At 68.8% G+C, this 24,213-nt stretch carries 27 protein-coding genes and 1 pseudogene; 14 read left to right on the top strand and 14 right to left on the bottom strand.

Features of this window, described 5'->3' with window-relative positions; genetic code table 11:
* A complete protein-coding gene (locus GLO27_RS18225; RefSeq protein ID WP_318387382.1) occupies positions 1 to 765 on the top strand; it encodes an SDR family oxidoreductase in 765 nt (254 codons plus the stop codon).
* Between the two features lie 217 nt (positions 766 to 982).
* Here the strand turns inward: GLO27_RS18225 and GLO27_RS18220 are convergent, their stop codons facing one another.
* Positions 983 to 1,813 carry a zinc-ribbon domain-containing protein gene (locus GLO27_RS18220; RefSeq protein ID WP_167256326.1) on the bottom strand — a complete coding sequence of 277 codons (831 nt, stop codon included), beginning with the start codon at positions 1,811 to 1,813 and terminating at the stop codon, positions 983 to 985.
* A gap of 117 nt (positions 1,814 to 1,930) precedes the next feature.
* On the opposite strand from GLO27_RS18220, the gene dinB reads away from it, so the two are divergent.
* Complete coding sequence (gene dinB, locus GLO27_RS18215; protein ID WP_167256324.1) at positions 1,931 to 3,127, top strand: DNA polymerase IV; 1,197 nt, start codon at positions 1,931 to 1,933, stop codon at positions 3,125 to 3,127.
* A gap of 98 nt (positions 3,128 to 3,225) precedes the next feature.
* Here dinB and GLO27_RS18210 read toward each other — a convergent pair whose 3' ends face one another.
* Positions 3,226 to 3,576 (bottom strand): nuclear transport factor 2 family protein, encoded by a 351-nt coding sequence (locus tag GLO27_RS18210; RefSeq protein WP_167256322.1) that lies wholly within the window; start codon positions 3,574 to 3,576, stop codon positions 3,226 to 3,228.
* Positions 3,569 to 4,315 carry an SDR family oxidoreductase gene (locus tag GLO27_RS18205; RefSeq protein WP_167256320.1) on the bottom strand — a complete coding sequence of 249 codons (747 nt, stop codon included), beginning with the start codon at positions 4,313 to 4,315 and terminating at the stop codon, positions 3,569 to 3,571. Before GLO27_RS18205 ends, GLO27_RS18210 begins: the two co-directional genes overlap by 8 nt.
* 227 nt (positions 4,316 to 4,542) lie before the next feature.
* Here GLO27_RS18205 and GLO27_RS18200 point away from each other — a divergent pair, with 227 nt between their 5' ends.
* Together GLO27_RS18200 and GLO27_RS18195 are read left to right on the top strand one after the other, a co-directional pair.
* Entirely contained in the window at positions 4,543 to 5,517 is a 975-nt protein-coding gene (locus GLO27_RS18200; protein WP_021200240.1) for a C-terminal binding protein, read from the top strand.
* A 13-nt stretch (positions 5,518 to 5,530) separates the two neighbouring features.
* On the top strand, positions 5,531 to 6,385 hold the full coding sequence (locus GLO27_RS18195; protein WP_021200241.1) for a fumarylacetoacetate hydrolase family protein: 855 nt from the start codon (positions 5,531 to 5,533) through the stop codon (positions 6,383 to 6,385).
* Between the two features lie 94 nt (positions 6,386 to 6,479).
* Here the strand turns inward: GLO27_RS18195 and GLO27_RS18190 are convergent, their stop codons facing one another.
* Together GLO27_RS18190 and GLO27_RS18185 are read right to left on the bottom strand one after the other, a co-directional pair.
* On the bottom strand, positions 6,480 to 7,328 hold the full coding sequence (locus tag GLO27_RS18190; protein ID WP_021200242.1) for an SMP-30/gluconolactonase/LRE family protein: 849 nt from the start codon (positions 7,326 to 7,328) through the stop codon (positions 6,480 to 6,482).
* Positions 7,325 to 8,176 carry a hypothetical protein gene (locus GLO27_RS18185; protein WP_021200243.1) on the bottom strand — a complete coding sequence of 284 codons (852 nt, stop codon included), beginning with the start codon at positions 8,174 to 8,176 and terminating at the stop codon, positions 7,325 to 7,327. Before GLO27_RS18185 ends, GLO27_RS18190 begins: the two co-directional genes overlap by 4 nt.
* Positions 8,177 to 8,234: 58 nt before the next feature.
* On the opposite strand from GLO27_RS18185, the gene GLO27_RS18180 reads away from it, so the two are divergent.
* On the top strand, positions 8,235 to 8,597 hold the full coding sequence (locus GLO27_RS18180; protein ID WP_021200244.1) for a DUF4440 domain-containing protein: 363 nt from the start codon (positions 8,235 to 8,237) through the stop codon (positions 8,595 to 8,597).
* Between the two features lie 4 nt (positions 8,598 to 8,601).
* Here the strand turns inward: GLO27_RS18180 and GLO27_RS18175 are convergent, their stop codons facing one another.
* The 3 genes from GLO27_RS18175 to GLO27_RS18165 form a co-directional block, all read right to left on the bottom strand.
* Complete coding sequence (locus GLO27_RS18175) at positions 8,602 to 9,039, bottom strand: VOC family protein (protein ID WP_029263104.1); 438 nt, start codon at positions 9,037 to 9,039, stop codon at positions 8,602 to 8,604.
* Positions 9,040 to 9,077: 38 nt separating this feature from the next.
* Positions 9,078 to 9,428 carry a TraR/DksA C4-type zinc finger protein gene (locus GLO27_RS18170; protein ID WP_167256318.1) on the bottom strand — a complete coding sequence of 117 codons (351 nt, stop codon included), beginning with the start codon at positions 9,426 to 9,428 and terminating at the stop codon, positions 9,078 to 9,080.
* 191 nt (positions 9,429 to 9,619) lie between these two features.
* Positions 9,620 to 12,166, bottom strand: a complete 2,547-nt coding sequence (locus GLO27_RS18165; protein WP_167256316.1) for an MMPL family transporter — start codon at positions 12,164 to 12,166, stop codon at positions 9,620 to 9,622.
* Positions 12,167 to 12,235: 69 nt separating this feature from the next.
* Here GLO27_RS18165 and GLO27_RS18160 point away from each other — a divergent pair, with 69 nt between their 5' ends.
* On the top strand, positions 12,236 to 12,808 hold the full coding sequence (locus GLO27_RS18160; protein ID WP_021200248.1) for a TetR/AcrR family transcriptional regulator: 573 nt from the start codon (positions 12,236 to 12,238) through the stop codon (positions 12,806 to 12,808).
* 22 nt (positions 12,809 to 12,830) lie between these two features.
* Here GLO27_RS18160 and GLO27_RS18155 read toward each other — a convergent pair whose 3' ends face one another.
* Together GLO27_RS18155 and purL are read right to left on the bottom strand one after the other, a co-directional pair.
* Complete coding sequence (locus GLO27_RS18155; protein WP_021200249.1) at positions 12,831 to 12,986, bottom strand: hypothetical protein; 156 nt, start codon at positions 12,984 to 12,986, stop codon at positions 12,831 to 12,833.
* Positions 12,983 to 15,316 (bottom strand): phosphoribosylformylglycinamidine synthase subunit PurL, encoded by a 2,334-nt coding sequence (gene purL, locus GLO27_RS18150; protein ID WP_167256314.1) that lies wholly within the window; start codon positions 15,314 to 15,316, stop codon positions 12,983 to 12,985. Before purL ends, GLO27_RS18155 begins: the two co-directional genes overlap by 4 nt.
* A gap of 210 nt (positions 15,317 to 15,526) precedes the next feature.
* On the opposite strand from purL, the pseudogene GLO27_RS18145 reads away from it, so the two are divergent.
* The 6 genes and pseudogenes from GLO27_RS18145 to GLO27_RS18120 form a co-directional block, all read left to right on the top strand.
* Positions 15,527 to 15,850: pseudogene (locus tag GLO27_RS18145) on the top strand (VOC family protein); the annotation flags it as partial.
* A 317-nt stretch (positions 15,851 to 16,167) separates the two neighbouring features.
* Positions 16,168 to 17,364, top strand: a complete 1,197-nt coding sequence (locus GLO27_RS18140; protein WP_167256312.1) for an aminotransferase class I/II-fold pyridoxal phosphate-dependent enzyme — start codon at positions 16,168 to 16,170, stop codon at positions 17,362 to 17,364.
* Between the two features lie 96 nt (positions 17,365 to 17,460).
* Positions 17,461 to 17,691 carry a DUF2188 domain-containing protein gene (locus GLO27_RS18135; RefSeq protein ID WP_021200253.1) on the top strand — a complete coding sequence of 77 codons (231 nt, stop codon included), beginning with the start codon at positions 17,461 to 17,463 and terminating at the stop codon, positions 17,689 to 17,691.
* Positions 17,688 to 18,458 carry a 3-keto-5-aminohexanoate cleavage protein gene (locus GLO27_RS18130; protein WP_243844944.1) on the top strand — a complete coding sequence of 257 codons (771 nt, stop codon included), beginning with the start codon at positions 17,688 to 17,690 and terminating at the stop codon, positions 18,456 to 18,458. Before GLO27_RS18135 ends, GLO27_RS18130 begins: the two co-directional genes overlap by 4 nt.
* A gap of 35 nt (positions 18,459 to 18,493) precedes the next feature.
* A complete protein-coding gene (locus GLO27_RS18125) occupies positions 18,494 to 18,652 on the top strand; it encodes a hypothetical protein (protein WP_021200255.1) in 159 nt (52 codons plus the stop codon).
* Positions 18,653 to 18,688: 36 nt separating this feature from the next.
* Positions 18,689 to 19,135, top strand: a complete 447-nt coding sequence (locus GLO27_RS18120; protein ID WP_167256311.1) for an NUDIX domain-containing protein — start codon at positions 18,689 to 18,691, stop codon at positions 19,133 to 19,135.
* Between the two features lie 9 nt (positions 19,136 to 19,144).
* Here GLO27_RS18120 and GLO27_RS18115 read toward each other — a convergent pair whose 3' ends face one another.
* A complete protein-coding gene (locus GLO27_RS18115) occupies positions 19,145 to 19,888 on the bottom strand; it encodes a winged helix-turn-helix domain-containing protein (protein WP_208323972.1) in 744 nt (247 codons plus the stop codon).
* Between the two features lie 12 nt (positions 19,889 to 19,900).
* On the opposite strand from GLO27_RS18115, the gene GLO27_RS18110 reads away from it, so the two are divergent.
* The gene (locus GLO27_RS18110; protein ID WP_167256309.1) at positions 19,901 to 20,506 is read left to right on the top strand and encodes a flavin reductase family protein; all 606 of its coding nucleotides are present in this window, start codon (positions 19,901 to 19,903) and stop codon (positions 20,504 to 20,506) included.
* Between the two features lie 52 nt (positions 20,507 to 20,558).
* On the opposite strand, the gene GLO27_RS18105 is transcribed toward GLO27_RS18110, so the two are convergent.
* The 3 genes from GLO27_RS18105 to GLO27_RS18090 all read right to left on the bottom strand — a co-directional run bounded on the left by GLO27_RS18105 (position 20,559) and on the right by GLO27_RS18090 (position 23,502).
* Positions 20,559 to 20,939 (bottom strand): VOC family protein, encoded by a 381-nt coding sequence (locus GLO27_RS18105; protein ID WP_136025158.1) that lies wholly within the window; start codon positions 20,937 to 20,939, stop codon positions 20,559 to 20,561.
* A 468-nt stretch (positions 20,940 to 21,407) separates the two neighbouring features.
* On the bottom strand, positions 21,408 to 22,241 hold the full coding sequence (locus GLO27_RS18095) for a hypothetical protein (RefSeq protein WP_167256307.1): 834 nt from the start codon (positions 22,239 to 22,241) through the stop codon (positions 21,408 to 21,410).
* Between the two features lie 259 nt (positions 22,242 to 22,500).
* Positions 22,501 to 23,502 (bottom strand): SDR family NAD(P)-dependent oxidoreductase, encoded by a 1,002-nt coding sequence (locus GLO27_RS18090; RefSeq protein ID WP_167256305.1) that lies wholly within the window; start codon positions 23,500 to 23,502, stop codon positions 22,501 to 22,503.
* 86 nt (positions 23,503 to 23,588) lie between these two features.
* Here GLO27_RS18090 and GLO27_RS18085 point away from each other — a divergent pair, with 86 nt between their 5' ends.
* Positions 23,589 to 24,167, top strand: a complete 579-nt coding sequence (locus GLO27_RS18085) for a TetR/AcrR family transcriptional regulator (RefSeq protein ID WP_292777642.1) — start codon at positions 23,589 to 23,591, stop codon at positions 24,165 to 24,167.
* Positions 24,168 to 24,213: the final 46 nt, after the last annotated feature.

Genomic DNA, 24,213 nt, shown 5'->3' with positions numbered 1-24,213 from the left:
GTGACCGGTAGCGGAAAGGGCATCGGTCGCGCCATCGCCGAACGTCTCACCGCCGACGGGTGGATCGTGGTCGGGCTCGAGCGTTCGCCCGGATCCGGCACGGTCGAAGACGGCATCGTGGCCGAGGTCGTGCTCGGCGACGCCGCCGATCGCACGGCGCACGAGCGTGCCGCCGCTGCCGCCCGCGCCCGAGCGACCCTCGCCGGCTGGGTGAACAACGCCGGCATCACCACGCGCACACCGCTGCACGACCTCGACGAGGCCACGGTGCGCGAGGTGCTCGACATCAACGGCTTCGGCTACATCTGGGGCTGCTCGACCGCTGTCTCGGCCTTCGTCGACCAGGGCGTGCCGGGCGCGATCGTGAACATCGGCTCGATCCACGGCCGCGCGTCCTTCACAGACCACGCGGCCTACGAGTTCACCAAGGGCGGCATCGACGCCCTCACCCGCAGCGTGGCCGTGTCGTACGGGGCCCTCGGTATCCGCGCCAACACCGTCGCTCCTGGTGGCGTGCGCACCCCGCACCTCGAAGCCCAGATCGCGCGCGCGGCCGACCCCGAGGCCGAAGAGCGTGCGCTCGCGGAGGGGCCGCCGATGGGGCGCATCGCCCGCGCCGAAGAGGTGGCGTCGCTCACGGCGTTCCTGCTGTCGGATGAGGCTCCGTACCTGTCGGGTCAGTCCATCGCGGTCGACGGGGCGTGGACGGCGTCGTTCGGGGATATCGCGCTCGACCCGGGGTTGCGGGAGCGCTTCGACGCCTGAGGCACCTCGATAGGTGCAGGGGCACGCGAGCAGGCATCTCCGGTGCTCGGCACGGGCGGAGAACTCTGTCCCGGGCGGAAGATCTGCGCAGGATTCTCCTCCCGACACCGGGTCTTCCTCCCGTCGGGGTGCGCCACCGACGCGAGGGCCACTGACGCGAGGGCCACTGACGCGAGGGCCACCGACGCGAGGGGGACTGACGCGACGGCGGCGCTCGTCACCGCAGGTACGCGTCCACGAACAGCGCCCCGCGGATGGCCCGCAGCTCGTCGATGATCCGGGCGATGCTCTTCGCGCTCACCGACGACAGCGCCAGGTCGTGCGGACCGAGGGATTCGAGCTTCCCGGTGCGGATGCGGATGACCTCCCAGCCCGCGGCACGGAGGGCGCGGTCTTTGCGCAGATCGGCATCTTGCCGCTTGCCGACGTGCTCGAGTCCGTGGCGACCGACGGTGTCGTATTCGAGTGCGACCCGCAGCTCCGGAAACACGATGTCGGGCCAGACCTCGGTGTGGCGGAAGAACGGGCGCGACACTTTCACGGCGTTCACGGCCGGGTCGAAGGCGATTACCGCCCCGAGCTCCGTTCGCAGGCGGCCCTCGGTCGCGGATACGGGCTTCGGGGCGCACTCGCTGACGAACGCGGAGCCTGCGGGAAGGTCGGGCGTCTTCGTGCAGAGCACGGGCGCCGGGCGAGGGGCTCTACGGGGAAGCGCGCGAGCCTCGCCGAGCACGACCGGCTGCGGGCGGGCGAGCGCAGAGCACTCGGGGCACCATGCGGAGCGGCGCCGCACCTGTCCAGGACGCTCGCGCTGCTCGGTCGGGGTCGCCGCGAACCGGTGCCCGACCGCGCACTCCCAGCACAGGAGCACGTCGGCGGCGAGGGGGATCTGCGACAACACGATGCCGTGGTTGAGCTCCGGGTGGTACTGCCGGATCAGTTCGGGATACGCCGCCCACCCGGCGCGATAGGTGCCCACCTCATACGGGACAGCGCGACCGCGGGAGAACTGCCGTCGCGCCCACCACTGATTCACCGGTTCCGGCACGCGCCGACGATATCCGTGAGCACCGACACCGCAACCTCCCGGGCGAGAGGGCGAAGTCGCCACCCATCCCGGTGTCCCCGGTCCGTGCGACGATCCGCACGTCGACAGGAGAACGGGATGCGTGGGGAAGCGACGGTGCTGCACGCCGACCTCGATGCGTTCTACGCCTCTGTCGAGCAGCGTGATGCGCCCGAACTGCGCGGCCGACCCGTCATCGTGGGCGGCGGAGTCGTGCTGGCGGCGAGCTACGAGGCGAAGGCCCGCGGCGTCCGCACCGCGATGGGTGGCCGACAGGCGCGGGAGCTCTGCCCCGATGCCGTGGTCGTCCCGCCGCGCATGGAGGCGTACTCGGCCGCCAGCAAGAACGTGTTCGCGATCTTCCGCGACACCACCCCGCTCGTGGAGGGGCTGTCGATCGACGAGGCGTTCCTCGAAGTCGGGGGTCTGCGACGTATCGCCGGCAGCCCCGAGCAGATCGCGGCACGGCTGCGCGAACGCGTGCGTGCCGAGGCGGGACTCGCGATCTCGGTCGGGGTCGCGCGCACCAAGTTCCTCGCCAAGGTCGCCAGTGCCGTGAGCAAGCCCGACGGGCTGCTGGTCGTCGAGCCCGAACGCGAGGAGGAGTTCCTGCTTCCCCTCCCGGTGGAGCGCCTGTGGGGTGTGGGGGCGGTCACGGCCGAGAAGCTGCACCGCTACGGCATCCGCACGGTCGGAGAGCTGGCCGAGCTCGAGGCCGCGACAGCCGAGCGCATGCTGGGCAAGGCGACGGGGGCGCACGTGCACGCGCTCGCTCGTCTGCGGGATCCGCGGCCGGTCGACACCACCCGGCGCCGCGGATCCATCGGCTCGCAGCGCGCTCTCGGCAACCGCCCTCGCTCGCCCGAGGAACTCGACCTCATCCTCACCCAGATCGTCGACCGGCTCGGTCGCCGACTCCGCGATGGCGACCGTGTCTGCCGCACCGTCGTGCTGCGCCTGCGCTTCGGCGACTTCTCGAAGGCCACCCGCTCCCGCTCACTCCGCGCTCCTACCGACCGCACCGCCGTCCTGCTCACCCTCGCACGCACGCTGCTCGCCGCGGCGCAGAGCGAGATCACCGACCGCGGCATCACCTTGATCGGCATCTCGCTGTCGCAGCTCGACCGCGCCGATCGCGTGCAGCCCGAACTGCCGATCGACTGGGGCGATGAAGCCCGCCTCGACACCGTGCTCGACACGCTGCGCGACCGCTACGGTTCGACTTCGGTGTCGCGGGCGGCTCAGCTGGGTCGTGATCCGGGCTGGTCGTCCCCGATCCTGCCCGAGCACGAGTGAGCCGCACCGCGTGGGGAGGAGAACTCCCTGTCGGGAGGACTCCTCAGCGTGGAATCTCCTCCCGACGGCGAGTTCTCCTCCCGGGAGGCTGCCGCGCCTCAAGCCTTGAGCATCGACGCCCGAGCGATCAGCCCGTCGACGACGTCGAACGTCGCGATGGTCTCGGTCGCGACGCCCGCGTTGATGACCTGCTCCTGCGCGACGACCCACCGGGTGCCGAACAGCACGCTGGTCTCGATGACGCACGACAGCTCGGGGTTCTGCAGCCGAGGCTCGTAGAACGCGCGGATCGCGGCCGATCCGACCACCGGCTCGGTGGCGACGCCGGTGATCACGGCATCCTCGGCATAGGTCGCGACGAACGCGTCCAGGTCGTGCGCGTTGAACGCGTCGAGCTGTGCCTGGACGGCGTCGAGTGCAGAGCGGTCGAGTGCGGTGCGGTCAATCAATGCGTACTCCTCCGTTGACGTCGTAGGTGGCGCCGGTGATGAACCGGGCGCGCTCCGACGCGAGTGATGCGATGATCCAGGCGACGTCTTCCGGCTGTCCGAACGTGCCGAGCGGGATGCCGGCTTCGAGCTTCTCGCGCCCCGCGCCCTGCAGCTGGTCGGTGATCGCGCTCGCGACCGGTCCGGGGGTGACGGCGTTGACGCGGATGCCCTCGGACGCGAGGTGCCGCGCGAAGCTGCGGGTGATCGCGAGGATCGCGCCTTTGCTCGCGGCGTAGTGGATGCCGGTCTGCAGCGCGCCGACCTGGCCGGCGATCGAGGCGATGTTGATCACCGAGCGGTCGCCCTCGGCGGCCCGGAGCAGCGGGAGAGCGCCGCGAGTCAGGAAGAAGGTACCGCGAGCGTTGGTCTCGAGGACCATGTCCCACTCATCGAACTCGATGTCGTCGTACGGGGTGTACGGGCAGACGCCGCCATTGTTGACGAGCACGTGGAGCGATCCCCACGCGTCCGTGATCTCACCGACCAGCGCGTCGATCGACTCGCGCTCGCGCAGGTCGAGGCGCGACACGTGCACCTCGGGCGCCCCAGCCGCACGGCATTCGTCGGCGACGCGGAGGGCCTCCGCCTCGCGTCCGGCATACGTGATCCAGAGGGCGGCACCCTCGCGGGCGAGTTCGAGGGCGGCGGCCGTCCCGATACCGGAACTGGCCCCCGTGATCAGTGCGCGACGAGTCATGGGGTCGATGCTATAGCAAATCTTGCGCCTGTCGAGCAGGCGTGCCCAGAGCGCCGAGGCGAAAACGGAGACCACTCGCGTCGCCTGCGGCGTGTTGTAGCGAGGCGCGCCCGAGCCGGAGCAGTTCGTCTGGGTTTTCGCACGCGCCCCCGCGCCCCGCGCCCCGAGCCCCGCGCCCCGCGCCTGGAGGGGTGCAGCCGCTTGCTAGATGCTATAGCATCGCATCCATGACCGCGCCATTCATCCTCGTCAGCGACTGCGACCTGCCGGGAACCGTCATCGAAGACACCCTCCGACAGGCGGGGCTGCGTGCCGAGCGCGCAGCTTCCGGCAGCCTCGACGACATCGCCGCTCACGGCGCCGACGCCGAAGGACTGGTCGTGCAGTGGGCGCAGATCAGCGGCGAGGTGATGGACCGCATGCCGAACCTCCGCATCATCAGCCGCGTCGGCATCGGCTACGACATGGTCGACGTCGAGGCGGCCACCGCCCGCGGCATCGCCGTCGCGAACACCCCGAGCTACTGCATCGAAGAGGTCGCCGCGCACACCATCGCGATGATCATGACCCAGGGCCGCGGCCTCCCCGCCTACGACCGCGCCGTGCGCGCCGGCACGTGGAAGGCCGTCGACGCCCGCCCGCTCGCCGTGCGCCCCTCGGCCACCACGGTCTCGGTGCTCGGCTTCGGCCGCATCGGCTCGATGGTGGCCCGCGGTTGCCGCGCGCTGGGGTTCCGCGTGCTCGTCGCCGACCCGTACGCCTCCGGCGACGCGGTGCGCGAGGCTGACTGTGAACTCGTCGAGATCCCGGATGCCGTGGCGCAGGCCGACATCCTCACCCTCCACGTCCCGCTGAGCGACGACACCCGCCACCTGATCGATGCCGCTGCGCTCGCGACCATGAAGCCGGGAGCGGTCGTGGTGAACACCTGCCGAGGTCCGCTCATCGACGAGGGGGCGCTCGCCGCCTCACTCCGCTCCGGACACCTGGGAGCCGCCGCCCTCGACGTGTTCGCGGGGGAGCCGCTCGCCGCCGACTCCCCGCTGCGCGATCTCGACAGCGTGCTGCTCACCCCGCACGCCGCCTGGTACTCGCCCGAGGCGCTGGCGGATCTTCCCGTGCACGCGGCCGAGAACATCATCCGGTACCTGGCCGGGGAATCCGTGCCGATCGTCAACCCGACCTACGCCGACGCGCGCTGACCGAAGGATCGACGTGGAACTCCTGCGACTCGGCCCCACCGGCCACGAACGCCCCTACGTCCGTGAGGGCGACGTCGTCTACGACCTCGCGCCCCTCACCACTGAGATCGACGGCGCCTTCCTCGCCGCTGACGGCATCGCTCGCGTGCGCGAAGCCCTCGGCCGCGGCGAGCTCCCCACCGCCGATGTCGACGGTCTGCGCTTCGGCGCCCCGGTCGCCCGCCCGACCGCGGTGGTCTGCGTCGGCCAGAACTACGCAGCCCACGCGGCCGAGTCCGGATCGGAGCCGCCCGAGCATCCGGTGATCTTCTTCAAGCACCCGAACACGGTCGTCGGGCCGAATGACGTCGTGCTGCTGCCACCCGGTGCCGAGAAGGTCGACTGGGAGGTCGAGCTGGCGATCGTGATCGGCAAGGCGGCGCGCTACCTGTCGTCACCGGAGGCCGCACGCGATGTCATCGCCGGCTACACGATCTCGAACGATGTCTCGGAGCGCGCGTACCAGCTCGACGTCTCGGGCGGACAGTGGTCGAAGGGCAAGTGCTCCGAGACGTTCAACCCGCTCGGGCCGGCGCTCGTCCCCGCCGACGAGCTCGATCCGCAGGCGCTGCGGCTGCGGTCCTTCGTGAACGGCGAGCCGCGGCAGGACTCCTCGACTGCCGACATGATCTTCTCCGTGCTGCACATCGTGCACGAGCTGAGCCACTACCTGGTGCTCGAGCCCGGCGACGTGATCAACACCGGCACCCCGCAGGGCGTCGCGCTGTCGGGCAGGTTCCCGTACCTGCAGGACGGCGATGAGATGACCATCGAGATCGAGGGGCTGGGACGCCAGCACCAGCGCACCGAGCGGGTTCACCTGCGCTGACCTGCGTCATCCACCCGGCGGCCTGTGTCCGGGGCACGGTTCCTTTCGCTGAGTGCACCGTGCCTCGGGCAGAGGCCGTCGGTTTTGCGGGGTCTCAGCCGGCGAACGGCGTGACGGGCATGCCGCGCACGCCCGGTCGCACGGCGAAGAGCGAACCTGCCTCGGTGCCGTGGTCGGGCGAGAGGTCCTGTGCCGACGTCGTGATGTAGAGCGTGCCGAGGTCGTCGTCACCGAACGTGCAGGCGGTCACCTTCGGCACCGGCAGCTCGATGCGCGCGATCACGGCGCCGGTCGCGTCGTAACCGTGCACAGCGCTCCCGTCCCACAGGGCCACCCAGACGCTGCCGTCGGATGCCACGGTGAGCCCGTCCGGCATTCCCTGCCCCTCGGGGAAGCGCACGAAGGCGCGGCGTCCTCGCAGCTCCCCCTCGACCACATCGAACACGTCGACGCGATGGGTCAGGGTGTCGACGTAGTAGGCCCGCCTGCCGTCGGGAGAGAAGCCGATGCCGTTCGACACCGTCGTCTGCGGCAGCACCGTCGTCACCGACAGGGAGGCATCGATTCGCAGGACGGTTCCGGCATCCGCTGTCGCGTCGTAGGCCATCGATCCGGCCAGCAGGCGACCGCGGGGGTCGCAGCACCCGTCGTTCATGCGCACACGGGGGTCGTCGCCCAGCCCGGCGACGGCCCTGGTCCCGCCGTCGACGTCATCCGCGAGATAGAGCGTGCGGGCGCCGACGGCCACGAGCCCTCCGCCGGAACGGGGGCGGGCGAAGGCGAGGTACTCGTCGTCGATGTGCTGGCGGGTCACGCCGTCGGGGCGCAGCGTGAGCAGGTCGCCCGCGGTCCCGTCGACCCAGCGCAGTCCACCCCAGCCCGGCCACCAGACGGGGCCTTCGGCATGGTGCGCGACGGGTCCGGTGATGTTCTCCGGGGTCATGCGTCTTCGCGCGGCAGCGTCCGCGGTGGTGCCGGGCGCAGGGGATCGGTGATCGGCAACGGCTGGGCCTCCGCCGCGGGGGCGGGGGCCGCATCGGTCGATGCGTCGGTGGAGGTGCTCGCCTGGGCCGGCAGCTCCCGGGCCACCTGCTTCTCGAGCACCGTGACCGCATCGTCGGAGAGCAGGATGAGCCCATCGAGCTCTTCGCGCACCCGCTTGTACGCGACGTTGCGCTCGGCCTGCGTCGCCGATTCGTCCACCGCGACCTTCAGGAGCTGCTGTGCGCGTTCGAGTCTCTTGCGCTCCGGCTCGGTGAAGGTGGAGTCGCGCAGACGCCGGGCATCCTTCTCGGCGATCTCGAACGCGACCGCGTAGTCGCCGACGGCCTGCAGGTACTCGGTGACCTGCTGCTCGGACACCTTGGCGTCGGCAGAGGAGGGACGCAACGCATCCGCCGTCTTCTTCGCGCGCAGGAACGCGGCGGTCAGGGGCTGGCGCCCGTCGCTCATGGCGGGGAAGGCGATGAGCTTCGCGACGTCGAGTTCGTAGTCGAGCCAGCGGGCGGTGATCTCATCGTGCTCGGTGAAAAGGCGTGCGACCAGATCGTTCGGCGCGACGGATGCCGTGGTGTCGACGACCGAGGGTCCGCGGCGCTTGGCCTGCTGGGTCAGCGCGCGCGCCTCGATCTCGGCGGTCTTCAGCTGCGCCTTGACCTTGAGCGTCTCGAGGCGTCGCTCGTGACGGCGCTTGGAGCCCCGCTCCCACGCCTTCGCGGCCCCGCCGGCCATTCCCATGATCGGGAAGATGAGCCACCAGAAGTTGCCCGCCCACTGGAAGAACTCTTGCATGATGCGTTCAGCCTACTTCTCAGCGGGCTCCCCGAGAGGGCGGAGGTACCGTTTACGCATGTGGGATGACGACGCGGACCGGTATGCCGTCGTGGTCGCTGCCGAAATCGCGCTCCTCTCCTCGGAGGTACGGACCGACGCAGACCGGGTACAGGCCCTGCTCGCCCCCGATTTCGCGGAGATCGGGGCATCGGGGCGGCGATGGCTGCGGACGGAAACCGTCGTCGAGCTTTCGAACGAGGACAGCAGGGCCGTACCCGAGACCGCGGATTGGCTCTTCAACGAGCTGTCCCCCGGCATCGTCCTCGTGAACTATCGCCTGATCGCCGAGGGGCGGGAGAGCCGGCGGTCATCGATCTGGCAGCTGTCCGATTCCGGGCCCGTTCTGCGCTTTCATCAGGGGACGGTCATCCCCGGGTGACGGGTCAGCTCTTCGTGAGGTCCTGCGCGAACATCACCAGGATCCCGCTCGGGCCGCGCAGATACGTGAGCTTGTACACGTCCTGGTAGTTCGCGACGCCGCGGAGCGGGTGGTAGCCGTGGCGGGCGGCGATCGCGAGCGACTCGTCGATGTCGTCGACCGAGAAGGCGATCCGGTGCATGCCGATCTCGTTCGGCAGGGTCGGCTCGGTCTCGATCGCGTCGGGGTGGATGTACTCGAACAGCTCGATCTGGCCGCGTCCGTCCGGAGTCTGCAGCACCGCGATCTTGGCGTGGTTGCCGTCGAGTCCGACCGCGGTCGCCGCCCACTCTCCGCTGACCTCGTCGCGGCCGAGCACCGTGAGGCCCAGGTCGGTGAAGAAGGAGATGGTGGCTTCCAGATCGCGGACGGCGATGCCGACGTTCTCGAGTGTGATGGGCATGGGTGGGATGCTACTCGCGATCGACCCTCGCGTCAGGGCTACCGTCCGAGCTTTTCGGCGCAGGAGACGCAGTACTCCGCGAAGGGGCGGGCTTCGAGGCGGCCGGCCGGGATCGGTCTTCCGCAGTTCGCGCAGAGGCCGTAGGTGCCGGCATCCAGCCGCGCCAGCGCCTCGTCGACCTGGTGCAGCTCGGATGCTGCTGCCTCGGCGAGCCCGGTCAGGCGAGACCACTCCGACGACAGGGTGACGCCCTCGGGGTCGTGCTCGTCGTCGTCGTTCGAGCCCGCACGGTCGTGGGTGAGTTCATCGAGGGTCGCCGCTGTCGCCTGCACCCGCGCCTCGGCCTGGGCGCGCAGCGCGAGCAGTCGTTCCCGGGCGTCGGCGGTCATGCGCCCACTCTAGGCATGGCCTCTGACGTCGGGGTCGTGCTCCGTGCGGGGCACTGTGTCGGGGCTCCCTGTCGGGGCACCCTGTCGGGGCACCTTGTCGGGCGGAGAACTCCGTGTCGGGCGGAAGCTTCGCCCCGAACCCTCCTCCCGACACGGAGAACTCCGCCGGGCGAGGTGTCTCCGACTCCCGATCAGGCGGATGTCTCCCGCGTCGGCACCGAGTCGGTCGTGGTCGGAACGGCCACGGCCTTCATGCCGGGGTGGTCGCGTTCGAGCGCCGCTCCTTCCATGTCGACGTTCGGCAGGATGCGGTCGAGCCAGCGCGGCAGCCACCAGGCCGAGCGTCCGAGCAGGTGCATGAGCGCGGGCATCAGCAGCATGCGCACCACGAACGCGTCGAGCAGCACGCCGAACGCGAGACCGAAGCCGATGGAGCGGATGATCGTCGACTCCGAGAAGATGAACCCGCCGAACACCGACACCATGATGAGGGCGGCGGCGATCACGACCGAGCGGCCGGCGCGGAAGCCCTGGGCGACGGCATCCCGCGCCGAGGCGCCGTGCACGTACGCCTCGCGCATGCCGGAGGCGAGGAACAGCTGGTAGTCCATCGCGAGTCCGAACAGGATGCCGACGAGGATCACGGGAAGGAAGCTGAGGATCGGCCCGGTGCTGTGCAGTCCGATGATCTCGGCGCCCCAGCCGAACTGGAACACCGCCACGATCAGGCCGTACGTCGCGAAGAGCGACAGCACGAACCCGCCGGTTGCGATGATGGGCACGAGCAGCGACCGGAACACCACGATCATGATGAGCAGCGAGAGCCCGACCACGACCACGAGGTAGAGCGGCAGGACTCCGGCCAGCGCCTCGGAGATGTCGATGTTGATCGCGGCCTGTCCGGCGACGCCCAGAGTGATGCCGTCGCCGATCGCGGGCATCGAGCGCAGGTCCTGCACGAGCTTCTCGGTCGAGGCGCTGTTCGGTCCCTCCTTCGGCACGACCTGGAACGCGAGCAGCGTGTTGTCGTCGGACGTCGCGATCGGCGCGACGGCCACCACGTCGTCCTGGTCGGCGATGGCCTGGGCGATCGTGACCTGCGTGGAGAGCAGGTCGTCGTCGCTGACGGCATCGCCGAGGGTCGCGGTGACCAGCAGCGGTCCGTTCGCGCCCTCGCCGAACTGCTCGTCGACGGTCTGGAACGCGCGGTAGCTGGTCGAGTCGCTCGGTTCGCTCGATCCGTCGGGCAGCCCGAGGCGCATCGACATGGCGGGGATGGCGATGATCAGCAGGGCGACCACGCTCACGAGCGCGGTGACGACGGCGCGGAGGGTCGACATGCGCTTCACGGGCTTGCCTGCCGCGTGCTCCTGGCCGATCGTTCCCCGCGCTCGTCGGCTGAGCAGGCGCGTGCCGACGAGGCCGAGGATGGCGGGGGCGAGGGTGATCGCGACGAGCACGGCCACCGCGACGCAGACCGCGCCGACTGTGCCCATGAGGCCGAGGAAGGGCACGCCGGTCACGTTGAGGGCGAGCAGTGCGACGATCACGGTCGTGCCGGCGAACACGACGGCCGTGCCGGAGGTGCCCGTGGCGAGGCCGATGGATTCACGCACCGGCACCCCGGCGAGCAGCTGTTTGCGGTGTCTGTTGACGATGAACAGCGAGTAGTCGATGCCGACCGCGAGCCCGAGCATCACACCCAGCACCGGGGTCACCGAGGCCATGTTCACCACGCCGGAGAAGGCGAGGGATGCCGTGACGCCGACGCCCACACCCACGATGGCGGTGACGATCGGGAGGGCGGCGGCGATGAGGGAGCCGAGCATCACGATGAGGACGATCGCCGCGAATGCGAGGCCGACCGCCTCGCCGATGCCGAAGATCTCCGGGACGCCCTGTGCGATGTCGGTGCCGAAGTCGACCTCGACACCGTCGACGGGGGAAGATGCGAAGTGGTCGATCGCGCCCTGCTTCACCTCTTCGGAGAGTTCGAGGCGCGGGTCGACGAACGAGATGTTGACGATGGCGGTCGATCCGTCTTCGGAGACCACGCCGATGCCGTCGGCCAGATCGAGGAGGGTCGAGCCCAGCTCCACCTGATCGGCGTTGTCGTCGAGGGTGATGCGCGACTGGTCGAGCTCGGCGTTCTGGGCCGCGACCTGCGCCAGCTGGGCGTTCACCGCGGCGATCTGCGCGTCGAGGGCGGCGAGCTGTGCGGACCCGGCACCGGACTGCTCGGCCTGGGTGCGGGCCGCCGTGAGCTGTGTGAGCCCGGCTTCGAGCTGCGCGCGTCCGTCGTCGAGCTGGGTCTGGGCGGCATCCAGCTGCGCGCGGCCGTCGGTGATCTGGGTCTGGCCGTCGGCGAGCTGCTGCGCCTGCTCGTCCTGCTGCTTCTGCGCGTCGAACGGATCGATCACCCCGGCGACGCCGTCGAGATCCTCGGCGCTCGCGGCGAGGTCGGAGATCTCCTTCTTCTGGTCGTCGGTGAACGGAGACCCGTCTTCGGTCCGGTAGACCACCGTGCCGGTGCCGCCGGCCGTGTCGGGCAGCTTGTCGGCGAGCTCGTCGGTGACCGCGCCCGAGGCGGTGCCGGGGATGTCGAAGCTGTTGCTCAGCGTGCCGCCGAGGGTCAGGAAGGCTCCCACGCCGATACCGAGGATCAGGACCCACGAGACGATCACCGTCCACGCCTTGCGTGCAGCGAACGAACCCAGACGGTACAGCAGTGATGCCACAGTGGTCTCCTTCAGACTCGAAGATCATACGGCACGTCTCGTCTAGAGATCTGTGGCTATCCTGAATCCATGGTCAACGAGCACCGGAGCGGGCCCGTGCGCAGCACGGCGGCGCGCGAGGCGATCCTCGATGCGACCTCCCGACTGTTCCATGCGCAGGGGTACGACCGGCTCACGATCGAGGGCATCGCGAAGGAAGCCGGGGTCGGCAAGCAGACGATCTACCGCTGGTGGCCGTCGCGCGGCGCGCTGATCGCCGACTGTCTCGTGGACGGACGTCTCATCCCGGTGGACTTCGTCGTGCCCGACACGGGCGACCTGTTCGCCGACGTCGAGACGTGGTTGCAGTCGGTCTTCACGATCCTCGCGAGCGCGCAGGGTCAGGCTCTGCTGCAGTCGCTGGTCGCGGCTGCCGCCGAAGATGCTGCGGTCGGTGCGCACCTCGGTGGAAGCCTGGGCGTCGAGCAGCACCTGTCTGAGCGCTTGAGGGGCGGGATCCGCGACGGTCAGTTGCCGGAAGATGCACCGATCGCGCAGATCGGTCGGGCGATCCTCGGCGCGATCATCGTGGAGTCGCTCGGACGGGAGAGCCACGGACCCGACGGGATCATCGAGCTGACGAGGTACCTCTTCACCCGCTGAGCGGCAGGTGCTGTCCCGTGTCTCAGCCGAGGAGCAGGGTCAGCACGGTCGCGCCGCCACCGCCGAGGATGAGCGCGATGATGACGGTCCAGGCGACGATGCGGATGCGCCGGTTGCGCTTCTCGCCGAGGTCGCCGTAGTCCTCGTCGTTCGGGTTCTGGCGGCTGACCTCGCTCATGCGCTGACCTGCTCCGTGACGGTCGGGCCGAAGTACGACGGGAGGGTGGCCTGCGAGCGCTCACGCAGCTCGGCGGCCGACACGGTGAAGACGCCCTGCACCTCGAGCTTCGTGCCCTCGCTGTCGGTCACGCCGATGCGCATCACCGGGTAGTCGCGTCCTTCGCAGAGGCCGCGGAACTTCACGTCATCCTCACGGGGCACGGTCACGATCACGCGGCCGGTCGACTCGGAGAACAGGGCGGTTGCGGCGTCCACTCCGTCGCGCTCGATGATCTCGTTCAACCAGACGCGAGCTCCGACGCCGAAGCGCATGACGCCCTCGGCGAGCGCCTGCGCGAGGCCTCCCTCGGAGAGGTCGTGCGCCGAGGAGATCAGCCATTCGTCGCGGGCTGCCGACAGCAGACCGGCGAGGCGCTTCTCGCCCGCGAGGTCGACCTTCGGGGGCAGACCGCCCAGGTGCTGGTGCACGACCTCTGCCCATGCCGAGCCGGAGAGCTCGGTCGAGGTGGTGCCGAGCAGGTAGATGTTCTGGCCCTCGTCCTGCCATCCGGAGGGGATGCGGCGCGAGACGTCGTCGATGATGCCGAGCACGCCGACCAGCGGGGTCGGGTGGATCGGCACGTCGCCGGTCTGGTTGTAGAACGAGACGTTGCCGCCGGTGACCGGGGTGCCCAGCTCGTAGCAGCCGTCGGCCAGGCCGTCGACCGTCTGGCCGAACTGCCACATGACCTCGGGGTTCTCGGGAGAGCCGAAGTTCAGGCAGTCGGTGATCGCGGTCGGCACGGCGCCGGTGACGGCGACGTTGCGGTACGCCTCGGCCAGGGCCAGCTGTGCGCCCGCGTACGGGTCGAGCTGGCAGTAGCGGCCGTTGGCATCGGTCGAGACCGCGAAGCCGAGACCCGATTCCTCGTCGACGCGGATCATGCCGGCGTCGTCGGGGAACGAGAGGGCCGTGTTGCCGAGCACGTAGTAGTCGTACTGGTTGGTGATCCAGCTCGTGTCTGCGAGGTTCGGTGAGGCGACGAGGTTCAGGAACTGCTCGCGCAGCGTCTCCGGGTCGGTCGCGCGGGGCAGGTTCTCGGCGGCATCCGCCTGGAGGGCGTCGATCCACGTCGGGTAGGCGACCGGGCGGTCGTAGACGGGGCCGTCGACCGCGACCGTCGAGGGGTCGACGTCGACGATGCGCTCGCCCTGCCAGTCGATGATGAGGCGTCCGTCACCGGTGACCTCGCCGAGCACGGAGGTCTCGACCTCCCACTTGTTCACGACCTCGAAGAAGGCATCGAGCTTCTCGGGCGCGACGATCGCCATCATGCGCTCCTGCGACTCCGACATGAGGATCTCCTCGGCCGTGAGCGTGGGGTCGCGCAGCAGCACGTTGTCGAGCGAGACCTTCATGCCGCTGTTGCCGTTGGCCGCGAGCTCGCTGGTCGCGCACGAGATGCCGGCGGCACCGAGGTCCTGGATCGCCTCGACGAGCTCGCCGCGGTACAGCTCGAGGCAGCACTCGATGAGCACCTTCTCGGCGAACGGGTCGCCCACCTGCACCGCGGGGCGCTTGGTCGGGCCGGTCGAGTCGAAGGAGTCGGACGCGAGGATGCTCGCGCCGCCGATGCCGTCGCCACCCGTGCGCGCACCGAACAGGACGACCTTGTTGCCGACGCCGGTCGCGTTCGCGAGCTTGAGGTCTTCATGACGCAGCACGCCCACCGCGAGGGCGTTCACGAGCGGGTTGGCCTGGTAGACGGCGTCGAAGACCGTCTCGCCGCCGATGTTCGGGAGTCCCAGGCAGTTGCCGTAGAAGCTGATGCCGCTGGTCACGCCGTGCACGACGCGGGCGGTGTCGGGGTGGTCGACTGCACCGAAGCGCAGGGCGTCCATGACTGCGACCGGGCGGGCGCCCATCGAGATGATGTCGCGGACGATGCCGCCGACGCCGGTCGCCGCACCCTGGAAGGGCTCGATGAACGACGGGTGGTTGTGCGACTCGGCCTTGAAGGTGACGGCCCAGCCCTCGCCGACGTCGACGACGCCCGCGTTCTGGCCCATGCCCACCATCAGGCGTTCCTTCATCTCGTCGCTGACCTTCTGGCCGAAGCGGCGCAGGTAGTTCTTCGACGACTTGTAGGAGCAGTGCTCGCTCCACATGACGGAGTACATCGCCAGCTCGCCCGAGGTCGGGCGGCGTCCGAGGATCTCCTTGATGCGCGCGTACTCGTCGGGCTTGAGTCCGAGGGCCGCGTACGGCTGCTCCTTCTCGGGCGTCGCGATCGCGTTCTCGACGGAGTCGGGGACGTGCTGGTGGGAAGGTGCAGGGGCGGTGGTCACGCGCACTCCAAAGGAAGGGGCCGGCGGGGCAGGTCCAGTCTACCGGCGTGGGTGGGGCCGCTCTTCCGCGGGATGCGGAGTCAGAGTCGGTCGATGAGGACGGCGGCGATGTCTCTCCGCGTGTGAAGCACGCGGTGCACTCGTACAGCATCAGGGTCGTCGGTGTAGAAGACGAGGCACGGGTCACAGTTCGGCGTGCACGAGGGTGTCCCCGGCTTCGACAAGATCGTGTTCGGGCAGCTCGATTCCCCCGCGGGCATCCGCCTGATGGCCTACGACATCCCGGGCCAGGATGACCAGGACCCGGCGGCGACGGCCGGGACCACGCGCCGTGAGAACGGAGCGACCATCACCGACCGCACCTTCTTCCAGTCGCTGCGGGCCGACTCCCTCGACGAGGTCCAGGGGTACTGGGACGCGCTCTCCGAGGGCGCGACCATCGTCGAGCCGTTGGCCGCGTCGGCGTGGTCGTCCGGCTTCGGCATGCTTACCGACCGCTTCGGCGTGACCTGGGTGCTCGACGTCGCCGGCTGAGCCTCGGTTCCGGGCACTGTCCCGGGGGTCGCGTGCACAACTCAGGAGAAGCTCTGCAGATTCGGTTCTGAGAGGGGATTCGAGCCATCTGCGGGGCGAGTCTCCGGAGTTGTTCACGCCCCGGCTGGTGCCCCGTCGGCTGGCCGTCTCTCGGCGGGGCCCGGAATCGCGTCACGGATGGAAACGCGAAATGCGACGGCGCAGCGGTGTCCGTAGATTGGTCGGAGCCGTTGCGAATGGAGTCCCCGTGTCCGAGATCCGCGTCCTGCACGCGTCCTGTATCGACGCCGTCGGCTGAGCCGGCGGGCACCCAGATCATGACCACGGACCGTTCCTCGCAACCGTCGCATCCCTTCGATGCGCGCACCCGTCTCTTCCTCGATCGGCCGCAGAGTCGCAAGTGGAGTCTGCATCCCGGTCGCATCGGGGCATGGGTGGCGGAGATGGATTTCGGGGTCGCTCCCGAGATCGCCGAGGCACTGCATCGCGCGATCGACGACGAGAATCTCGGCTACCTCTCCCCTCCGCAGGCGGCAGAGCTGGGGGACGCGACGGCCGAGTGGATGCAGGATGAGTACGGCTGGGCGGTCGACCCTGAGCGTGTGCATCCGGTCTCGGACGTGATGGCGGCGCTCGGTGTCGCGGTGCAGGAGTATGCGCCCGCGGGGTCGCCCGTGATCGTGCCGACTCCGGCGTACATGCCGTTCCTGACATACCTGCCGGCGATCGGGCATCCGGTGATCGAGGTCTCCGGCGTCGAGATCGACGGACGCTGGCAGCACGATCTGCAGCGCATCGACGAGGCGTTCGCTGCAGGGGCGCGGACGCTCGTGCTCTGCAATCCGCACAACCCGACCGGCACGATCGTCGGACGTGAGGAGCTGGAGGCGATCGCCGAGATCGTCGAGCGGCACGGCGGGCGGGTTTTCGCGGACGAGATCCACGCGCCGCTGCGTTACGACGGTGCGCCGTTCGTGCCCTACGCGTCGGTGTCGGCGGCGACGGCCGCGCACACGGTCACGGGGACGAGCGCGTCGAAGGCGTGGAACATCCCGGGGCTGAAGACCGCGCAGCTGATCACCTCGAACGATGCCGACCAGCAGCTGTACAAGCGGTTCGGGTTCGCGGTGCAGCATGGCGCGGCGACCCTCGGCGTGGTGGCCTCGACGGCGGCGTATCGGGCGGGAAAGCCGTGGCTGACGGAGGTGATCGCGTACCTCGACGGATCGCGGCACGAGCTCGCGCGACTCGTGAACGAGCATCTTCCCGGGGCTGTGTATCGCGTGCCCGAGGCGACGTACATCGGGTGGATCGACACCTCCGCGCTGGGGATCCCTGGGCCGCCGGCCGAGTTCTTTCGTGAGCAGGCCGGGGTCGTGCTGACCGAGGGGCGGCTGCTCGGGCGTGGCGCCGAGGGCCATGTTCGGGTGGTCTTCGCGACACCGCGTCCGATCCTCGAAGAGGCGTTCGTGGCGATGGGTGATGCCGTGCGCCGGGCGGGTCTCAGGGTCTGAGCCGGGGGTGCTCGGGCGGCGCCATGGAGGCTGTCAAGCCCCTCTGTCGTGTCGGTGGTCTCACGTAGAAAGGAATACGAGAGAAGGGATCCCGCCATGGCTGCAGGCGACATCGAGACGTTCCACCGCAACGGCATCTGGTTCAACCGCATCGAAGGGGAATCGCAGACGTTGGGGAGCAGTTTCGAGAGTGAAGCCGAGGCGGTCAAGGTCGGTCGCAGCGCGGCGGTCGCACGTCAGGTCGAGCACACGGTGCGGACGGAAGAGGGCCCGTCGGCCGACTCCTCCGCGTACGACCTGCACCCGCGCGAGCTGATCGGCCGATGACGGTGGTGTCGGACTCCGACCCTCCTGCCCGGTCTGCGCGTCGGATGCAGTTGCAGGTATGTGTCAACGGCGCCCGTGATGCTGTCGAGCACCCGTGGCTGAGCGCGGATGCCTCGGTCGTGGCCGACGACGCCGCGCGTGCGGTGGCTGCGGGAGCGCAGGAGGTGCACGTGCACCCGAAGGATGCGGCGGGTCGTGACAGTCTCGCCGCCGACGATGTCGCGCGGTGGGTGCGGGCAGTGCGGACCGCGATTCCCGGTGTGCCGGTCGGCGTGACCACGGGGGCGTGGGCCGAGCCCGATGTCGCGCGTCGTCTCACCGCGATCGAGTCGTGGACGGAGCTGCCCGATCACGCATCGGTCAATTGGCACGAGGCCGGTGCCGACGAGGTGGCCGCCCTGCTGCTGAAGCGTGGAGTCGCGGTCGAGGCCGGTCTGTGGGACGCGGCCGGTTTCGAGGTGTGGAAACGTTCGCCGGTGAGAGGTGAGTGCCTACGGGTGCTGATCGAGCTTCCCGATGAACCGACCGAGCTGCTGCGCGACCACGCCGAGGGGATGATCGCGCACGTCGAGCTCGAAGAGCCCGACCTGCCGGTTCTGCTCCATGGCGAAGAGGGGTCGACGTGGCCCGTGTTCGACCTCGCTATCGAGCTCGGGCTGGCCTCGCGCATCGGATTGGAAGACACCCTGCTGCTCCCCGACGGCGCGCCCGCGCCGGGGAACGCCGCGCTGGTGCGGGCGGCCGTGGCGCGGATGCGGGGAGTCTGACCGGGCAGGTGCACGGGGTGCGGCATCCTGGGGCGATGTTCTCCGACTCGCTCGTACCCTTCATCCTCATGAACCTCGCGTACATCCTCATCGGGATCCTCGTCTCCTGGCTGGTGATCTATTCGGCCGTGCGCGCGGCGCTGACATCGCACCGTCAGGCGATGGCGAGAGACGGGCGGCCCGGTCAGGTGTGACGGCCGCTCCGCATCCCGGCGACCTAGACTCCCGCCATGCCGTTTTCCGACTATGTCCGGTCGATCCGCGCGCGGATCGGTCATGATCTTCTGCTGCTGCCGGGCGTGACCGCGGTGATCCGCGAGGGCGATCGTTTCCTTCTCGGGCGCGCGGCGGGTTCGGAGCAATGGGGTCTGATCGGTGGTGGGGTCGAGCCGGGGGAGGATCCGGACGAGGCGATCGCCCGAGAGGTGCAGGAGGAGATCGGCGCCCGCATCCGCGTCACGGGGATCGTCGGCGCCTTCGGTGGCGAATCGCTCGTCGTGACGTATCCGAACGGGGATCGCGTGTCGTACGTGTCGACTGCGTTCGCGTGCGAACTGCTTGATCCGCCTGTGCCCGATCAAGACGAGGTCGTCGAGGTCGGATGGTTCACCCGCGCCGAAGTCGCAGAGCTGCCGCATCCGCTCTGGGTCGACCGGATGTTGGCCGGGGCCGACTAGAGCGTGCCATCAGAAGCGGTCTGTCGGAAGCAGGTCCGCGAGACCTTCCCGTCCCGCGGCGGTGAGCCGCACCGCGCGGGTGCTGGATGGAACGTGTTCGATCCATGCCTTGTTCTTGAACGTCGCGAGGAGCATGTCCGCGGCGAGCCCGGCCAGGTGTTCGCGGCGTTCGGTCCAGTCGAGGCACGGACGGGTGAGAGTGCGCTTCGGATGCTTCGGCAGGTCGATGCCGAGCGACGTCAGCCAGGCTAGTCCCGGCGGGGTGAGTGAGAAATCCGACTCGATCAAGCCCTCCGCGTGCATACCGTCGGTGAGTGCGATGCCGAGTCTGCCCGCGAGGTGGCGGTAACAGGTACGAGCCTCCCTGATGGCGCGGTCACGGTGTTGGGCGTCGAGTGACTGCTTGGCGGGCCGCACGCGACCGGAGAATGCTGCGAGCGACTCGACCAGTTCAGCGGCGCGGGTGCCGGCGAGCCGGAGGTAGCGATGCCGTCCCTGCCGCATCTCCTCGACCAGCCCGGCGTCCAGCAGCCTGTCGGCGTGCTCGCTCGCTGACGACCGAGCGATGTCGGCGGTCTTGGACAGTTCAGTGAGCGTCCATGCCCTTCCATCGAGCATCAGGAGCAGCATCGACGCGCGGGCGTCGTTGGCGAAGACGGCGGCCGTCGCCGCCAGTTCCGGACTACTCGTTCCTTTCATCGCAAGAACTTTATCGCCGGCATTGTTCGGTCCAGCCCGAAACGTTCCCGCCACAGACTGGACCTCATGAACCCGACTCTGGCAATCGAACCCTCCGTGTTCTACTTCGGGACCCCCGTCGCCCTGCTCAGCACGCTGATGCCGGGAGACGAAACAGCGAACATCACTCCCATCTCCTCAGCCTGGGCTCTGGATGACACCTATGTCTTGGGGTTGAGCAATTCGGGCCGTGCGATGCGCAATCTCCGCGAGAACGGTGAGCTGGTCATCAACCTGCCCGACGCCGCGCTGTGGGAGTCGATCGAGAGGATCGCCGACACCACCGGGGTTGCTGAAGTCCCGCGCCACAAGCGTGAGAAGTACAGGTATGAGCCGGACAAGTGGACGCTCGGCAGATTCACTCCACGGCCGAGCGGGGTGGTTCTGCCCCCGCGGATCGCCGAATGCCCCGTTCAGATGGAGGCCCGGGTCACGAACATGACGCCGTTGGGTGAGGACGGAGACGCCACCATCGTCCACGCGAAGGTCCTGCGCACGCACGTGCATCAGGCGCTGACGGTGCCGGGAACCTCGCACATCGACCTGGACGCCTGGAACCCGGTGTATTACACGTTCCGGCACTACTTCTCGCAAGGCGAGAGGGTCGGGGTCAGCTTTCGCGCGGAACAGTGAATCGTTCAGTCCGGAACGTGCGACAGGTCGCGCGGATGGCCCGAGGCCCGATTCAACGTCTGCCGCCCCAGCCCGCCCAGTCGGGCCGGTCGACGATGCAGAAGCGGTTGCCTTCCGGATCTTCCATGATCACGTAGTCGGCGTCGGCCGGGCGGCCGTCCCAGTGCACCTCGCGTGCGCCCAGGTCGAGGAGCCGTCGCACTTCGGCGCTCTGGTCCTCCGCGTAGATGTCGAGGTGGATGCGCGGAGGCAGTATGCGCTCGGAGTGGTGGGCGTCGAGGGCGATGCAGGGAGCGTCGGCGTCGCGCGGCTTCAACACGACCCAGTCGTCTTCGGCCGGATCGCGTTCGACGTAGTCCAGGGCTGCCTTCCAAAACGCGGACTGCGCAGGGAGGTCGTTCACGCGGATCACGACCGACACGAGCTTCAGCATGGAGCGAGTGTATGACCGCTGGAGGGTTGTTCCGCCCAGTGATCGATAGGCGAGATGTCACGCCGCAGGTCGCGACCAGCTGCCGGACGCCACCTCTCGAGTGTGACGAGATGGCGCCCGACGTCTGGGCGAGTGTCACACACGCCTGTCTCGTGAATGTGAGGACCGCTCGCTGCTCAGGGCGACAAGCAAGAGCGAGGACGCGACGATTGCTGTCGTTGCCATGACTGCGCTCCACGATCCGCTGATGGTGACAGCAGGCGATCCGTTCACATCTACGTACCCTTCGAAGCGGGCGATCCAGGGGACCGTAATCGTGATGCTGTTCGCGAATGCGTAGCTTGCGAACGACAACCCGGCGATGACCACAAGCCCGATGGAGGTGCAGAGGGAGCACGCCATCACGAAGATGCGGTCACCCGTGAAGAGCCGCTTGGGAGACATCAGAAATCCCTCATTACTGTTGCGCTACCGCACGCACCTGGCGGTGAAGCCGTTCCGGGTGGAGAGCTCGGGGTACTTTCCCTGGGCGCGACAGGTGTTCCACCAACTGATGACAATCCAAGTGGCGACTCCAAGGGCTGCTGCTGCGACCACGATCGCTGCCGCCGCTGTGATGACGATGACGACGACAGGAAGCGGATCGGCGACGATCGGATACGAGATGCCGCTCAGGCTCTTGTGTGCGACGGTCTGGGTCAGGACGTTCCCTTGAACGGAGTACTGAGTCGGGAGGCTCTTTCCGCTCGAGTCGCGAGCCCAGGCTGGTTCGAAGATGACGACTGTCTTTCCGGTCGAGTCGACGATCCGGGCGCCGCCGTCTGCAGTCTCCTCCAGGCGGTTCTCGGGCGGCATTGTGAGCCCGTAGTCAAAGCGTTCGGGTGCTGCGTCGTTCGCGATGACGGTGAGGAGCTGAGCCCCGCCGTCTACGGGGATGACGGCATTCGCACTGTCCATCGTGGAGGGATAGGCCACTCCGCCTTTCGGAAGGTCCTCGCCGGCGATGGCTGCGTCCGCGTGCGGGAGGTCGATGCCAAGAACGAAGCTCCCTGTCGAAATCTGTACGCCATCTGTGGCGTCGTTCGAAACCTCGACACTGACGCCGACCTGAGCTGTCTTGCCATCTTGCCCATCTTTGATCTCAGAAGGAGCGAAGTCGCGGACCAGGCCGCCTTCCATGTGCTCCAGAGCAGCGGCGATCTCGTGCCCTGCTGTCGTCTGGTCTCCATCTTGCGCGGCATCCGCCCACGATGCTGTGGCGGGAAGGGCGATAGCTCCGAGGGCTAATGCAGATGCGGTCACTGCGGATATGAAAAGCCGTTTGCGCTCGTGGGGCCGCATGCGTGTAGTGCGGAAACTCGGGCCCATGGGGTCCTCCTGACTTCTATGTCGACGACTTGAAGCTGATACAAGCACACATATGAGGACGATAGTGATATATTCGTCGACGTACTCGTAGGTGAAGTTGCGAGTCAAAGCTGATCGTGAGGCGAGTGCCGCGTGGACATGCGAAACGCCCCCGCCGTTCGGGTCGGCGGGGGCGTCGGCTTCGCGGCGGGGCTTACTGCACCGACCATCCGCCGTCCGAGGCGAGGATGGCGCCGTTGATGTTCACGGCGTCGTCCGACAGCAGGAACGTGATGGATGCCGCCAGGTGCTCGGCTGTCGCCACGGTCGGGATGGCCTGCTGGAACGGGGCGAGGCGGCCCGAGCCGTATTCGGACATGTGCGGGGGCATCGGGATGCCGGTGGCGACGCCGCCCGGGGCGACGGAGTTCACGCGGATGCCCTTCGGCCCGTACATGAAGGCCGCCGACTTGGTGACGCCGATGATGCCGTGCTTGCTGGCCGTGTAGGCGTTGCCCGAGGCGTTGCCGCGCAGGCCCGCCTCGCTCGAGACGTTGAGGATCGCGCCGCGTCCGGCCGCCTCCATGACGGGGATGACCGCGCGCATGAGCTTGAACGGAGCGGTCAGGTTGATCGCGATGACGCGGTCCCAGACGGCATCCGGGGTCTCGCCCGCGGGGGAGAAGTCGTCGTTGATGCCGGCGACGTTCGCGAGGCCGTCGATGCGGTCGCCCGCGGCGGCGAGGACGGCGTCGATCGCGTCCTGCTTCGTGAGGTCGCCCGCGACCGTGACGATGTCGGCATCCGGAAGATCCTCCTTGAGGGCGTCGAGCTTCTCGGCGGCGATGTCGCTGGCGATCACGCGTCCGCCTTCCCGGGCGATGCGGGAGGCGGTGGCCTTGCCGATACCGGAGGCGGCGCCCGTCACGATCACGGTCTTGCCGGCGAAGCGGCCGGACGTGGGCTTCTCGGTCCAACCCTCGGAGGCGTCGTCTTCGGGGATCTCGCCGCCGTTGGCCGCGCGCACGAGGTCGTCCACGACCGACTGGGGAAGCTGGCCCTGGCTCATCGTGACGAGCTGCTGCAGGGGGAGTCCGAGCACGGGGGTGAGGAGCTCGGGGTCGGCGCCCGTCTTCTCGAAGAGTCCGCGGATGAGAGGCCCGCCGGTCGGGTCGTTCATCCAGTCGCCGATGGTGGAGTGTGCGGTGAGGGCCATGCTCTTTCTCCTTGTTCGGGTCCCGTGCAGGTTTCGCAACGGTGCGTCTACTTATGTTCCAGTGTACGCCTGGGTACGCTCGAAAGGTGCCCCGTCCTCGAAGTGAGAAAGCCCGTCGATCCGTGCTGGAGGCGATGCGGCGTGCGCTCGCCGCAGACGGGTACGAGGCCGTGACGATCGAGGGTCTCGCCGCCGAAGCGGAGGTCTCGAAGCAGACGATCTATCGGTGGTGGCCGTCGAAGGCCGCGATCCTCGGGGAAGCGCTGCTCGAGGGGGCGCTGCCGGGAGCCGAGGTGTCGGTGCCGATGACGGCAGACCTCGGAGCGGATCTGCGGGCGTGGTTCTCGGCGATGAGTGCCGGACTGGCTCGCCCCGAGGGTGTGGCGCTGGCGCGGGCGCTGATCGAGGTGACCGCGGCCGATCCCGAGCTGGGGTTGGTGTTGAACGAGCGGCTGGCGGCGCCGATCCGTGAGTGGGTGGCCGAACGTGTGTCGCGCGGGCGTGCCGACGGCGACGTACGGGCGGACGTGGATGCGGCCGCGATCGCGGATCAGTTCATCGCGATGGCGTCGTATTCTGCGCTGATCGGGCGGCCGTTGAGTGCGGAGCGGGTGGAGGAGACCGTAGTGCGGTTGCTGCGGGGGATCGCGGTTTCTGGTCACTGAGGCACCGCGCTCGTCGGCCTGTGCTCGATGAGGCGTGAGGCGCTCG

Origin of the sequence: Microbacterium sp. Be9 (assembly GCF_011754135.1) — a bacterium.
GTDB classification, from domain to species: Bacteria; Actinomycetota; Actinomycetes; order Actinomycetales; family Microbacteriaceae; genus Microbacterium; species Microbacterium maritypicum_A.
The sequence above is the reverse complement of the archived record's forward strand: the minus strand, read 5'-3'. Positions and strand labels throughout refer to the sequence as shown.

Coding starts and splice junctions, on each gene's coding strand:
- GLO27_RS18130 (WP_243844944.1), top strand. CDS start 17,688: ATGACGGTGGTGTCGGACTCCGACCCTCCTGCCCGGTCTGCGCGTCGG.
- GLO27_RS18160 (WP_021200248.1), top strand. CDS start 12,236: ATGGTCAACGAGCACCGGAGCGGGCCCGTGCGCAGCACGGCGGCGCGC.
- GLO27_RS18190 (WP_021200242.1), bottom strand. CDS start 7,328: ATGACCCCGGAGAACATCACCGGACCCGTCGCGCACCATGCCGAAGGC.
- GLO27_RS18110 (WP_167256309.1), top strand. CDS start 19,901: ATGAACCCGACTCTGGCAATCGAACCCTCCGTGTTCTACTTCGGGACC.
- GLO27_RS18140 (WP_167256312.1), top strand. CDS start 16,168: ATGACCACGGACCGTTCCTCGCAACCGTCGCATCCCTTCGATGCGCGC.
- GLO27_RS18200 (WP_021200240.1), top strand. CDS start 4,543: ATGACCGCGCCATTCATCCTCGTCAGCGACTGCGACCTGCCGGGAACC.
- GLO27_RS18170 (WP_167256318.1), bottom strand. CDS start 9,428: ATGACCGCCGACGCCCGGGAACGACTGCTCGCGCTGCGCGCCCAGGCC.
- dinB (WP_167256324.1), top strand. CDS start 1,931: ATGCGTGGGGAAGCGACGGTGCTGCACGCCGACCTCGATGCGTTCTAC.
- GLO27_RS18125 (WP_021200255.1), top strand. CDS start 18,494: ATGTTCTCCGACTCGCTCGTACCCTTCATCCTCATGAACCTCGCGTAC.
- GLO27_RS18090 (WP_167256305.1), bottom strand. CDS start 23,502: ATGGCCCTCACCGCACACTCCACCATCGGCGACTGGATGAACGACCCG.
- GLO27_RS18205 (WP_167256320.1), bottom strand. CDS start 4,315: ATGACTCGTCGCGCACTGATCACGGGGGCCAGTTCCGGTATCGGGACG.
- GLO27_RS18105 (WP_136025158.1), bottom strand. CDS start 20,939: ATGCTGAAGCTCGTGTCGGTCGTGATCCGCGTGAACGACCTCCCTGCG.
- GLO27_RS18120 (WP_167256311.1), top strand. CDS start 18,689: ATGCCGTTTTCCGACTATGTCCGGTCGATCCGCGCGCGGATCGGTCAT.
- GLO27_RS18175 (WP_029263104.1), bottom strand. CDS start 9,039: ATGCCCATCACACTCGAGAACGTCGGCATCGCCGTCCGCGATCTGGAA.
- GLO27_RS18180 (WP_021200244.1), top strand. CDS start 8,235: ATGTGGGATGACGACGCGGACCGGTATGCCGTCGTGGTCGCTGCCGAA.
- GLO27_RS18135 (WP_021200253.1), top strand. CDS start 17,461: ATGGCTGCAGGCGACATCGAGACGTTCCACCGCAACGGCATCTGGTTC.
- GLO27_RS18185 (WP_021200243.1), bottom strand. CDS start 8,176: ATGCAAGAGTTCTTCCAGTGGGCGGGCAACTTCTGGTGGCTCATCTTC.
- GLO27_RS18155 (WP_021200249.1), bottom strand. CDS start 12,986: ATGAGCGAGGTCAGCCGCCAGAACCCGAACGACGAGGACTACGGCGAC.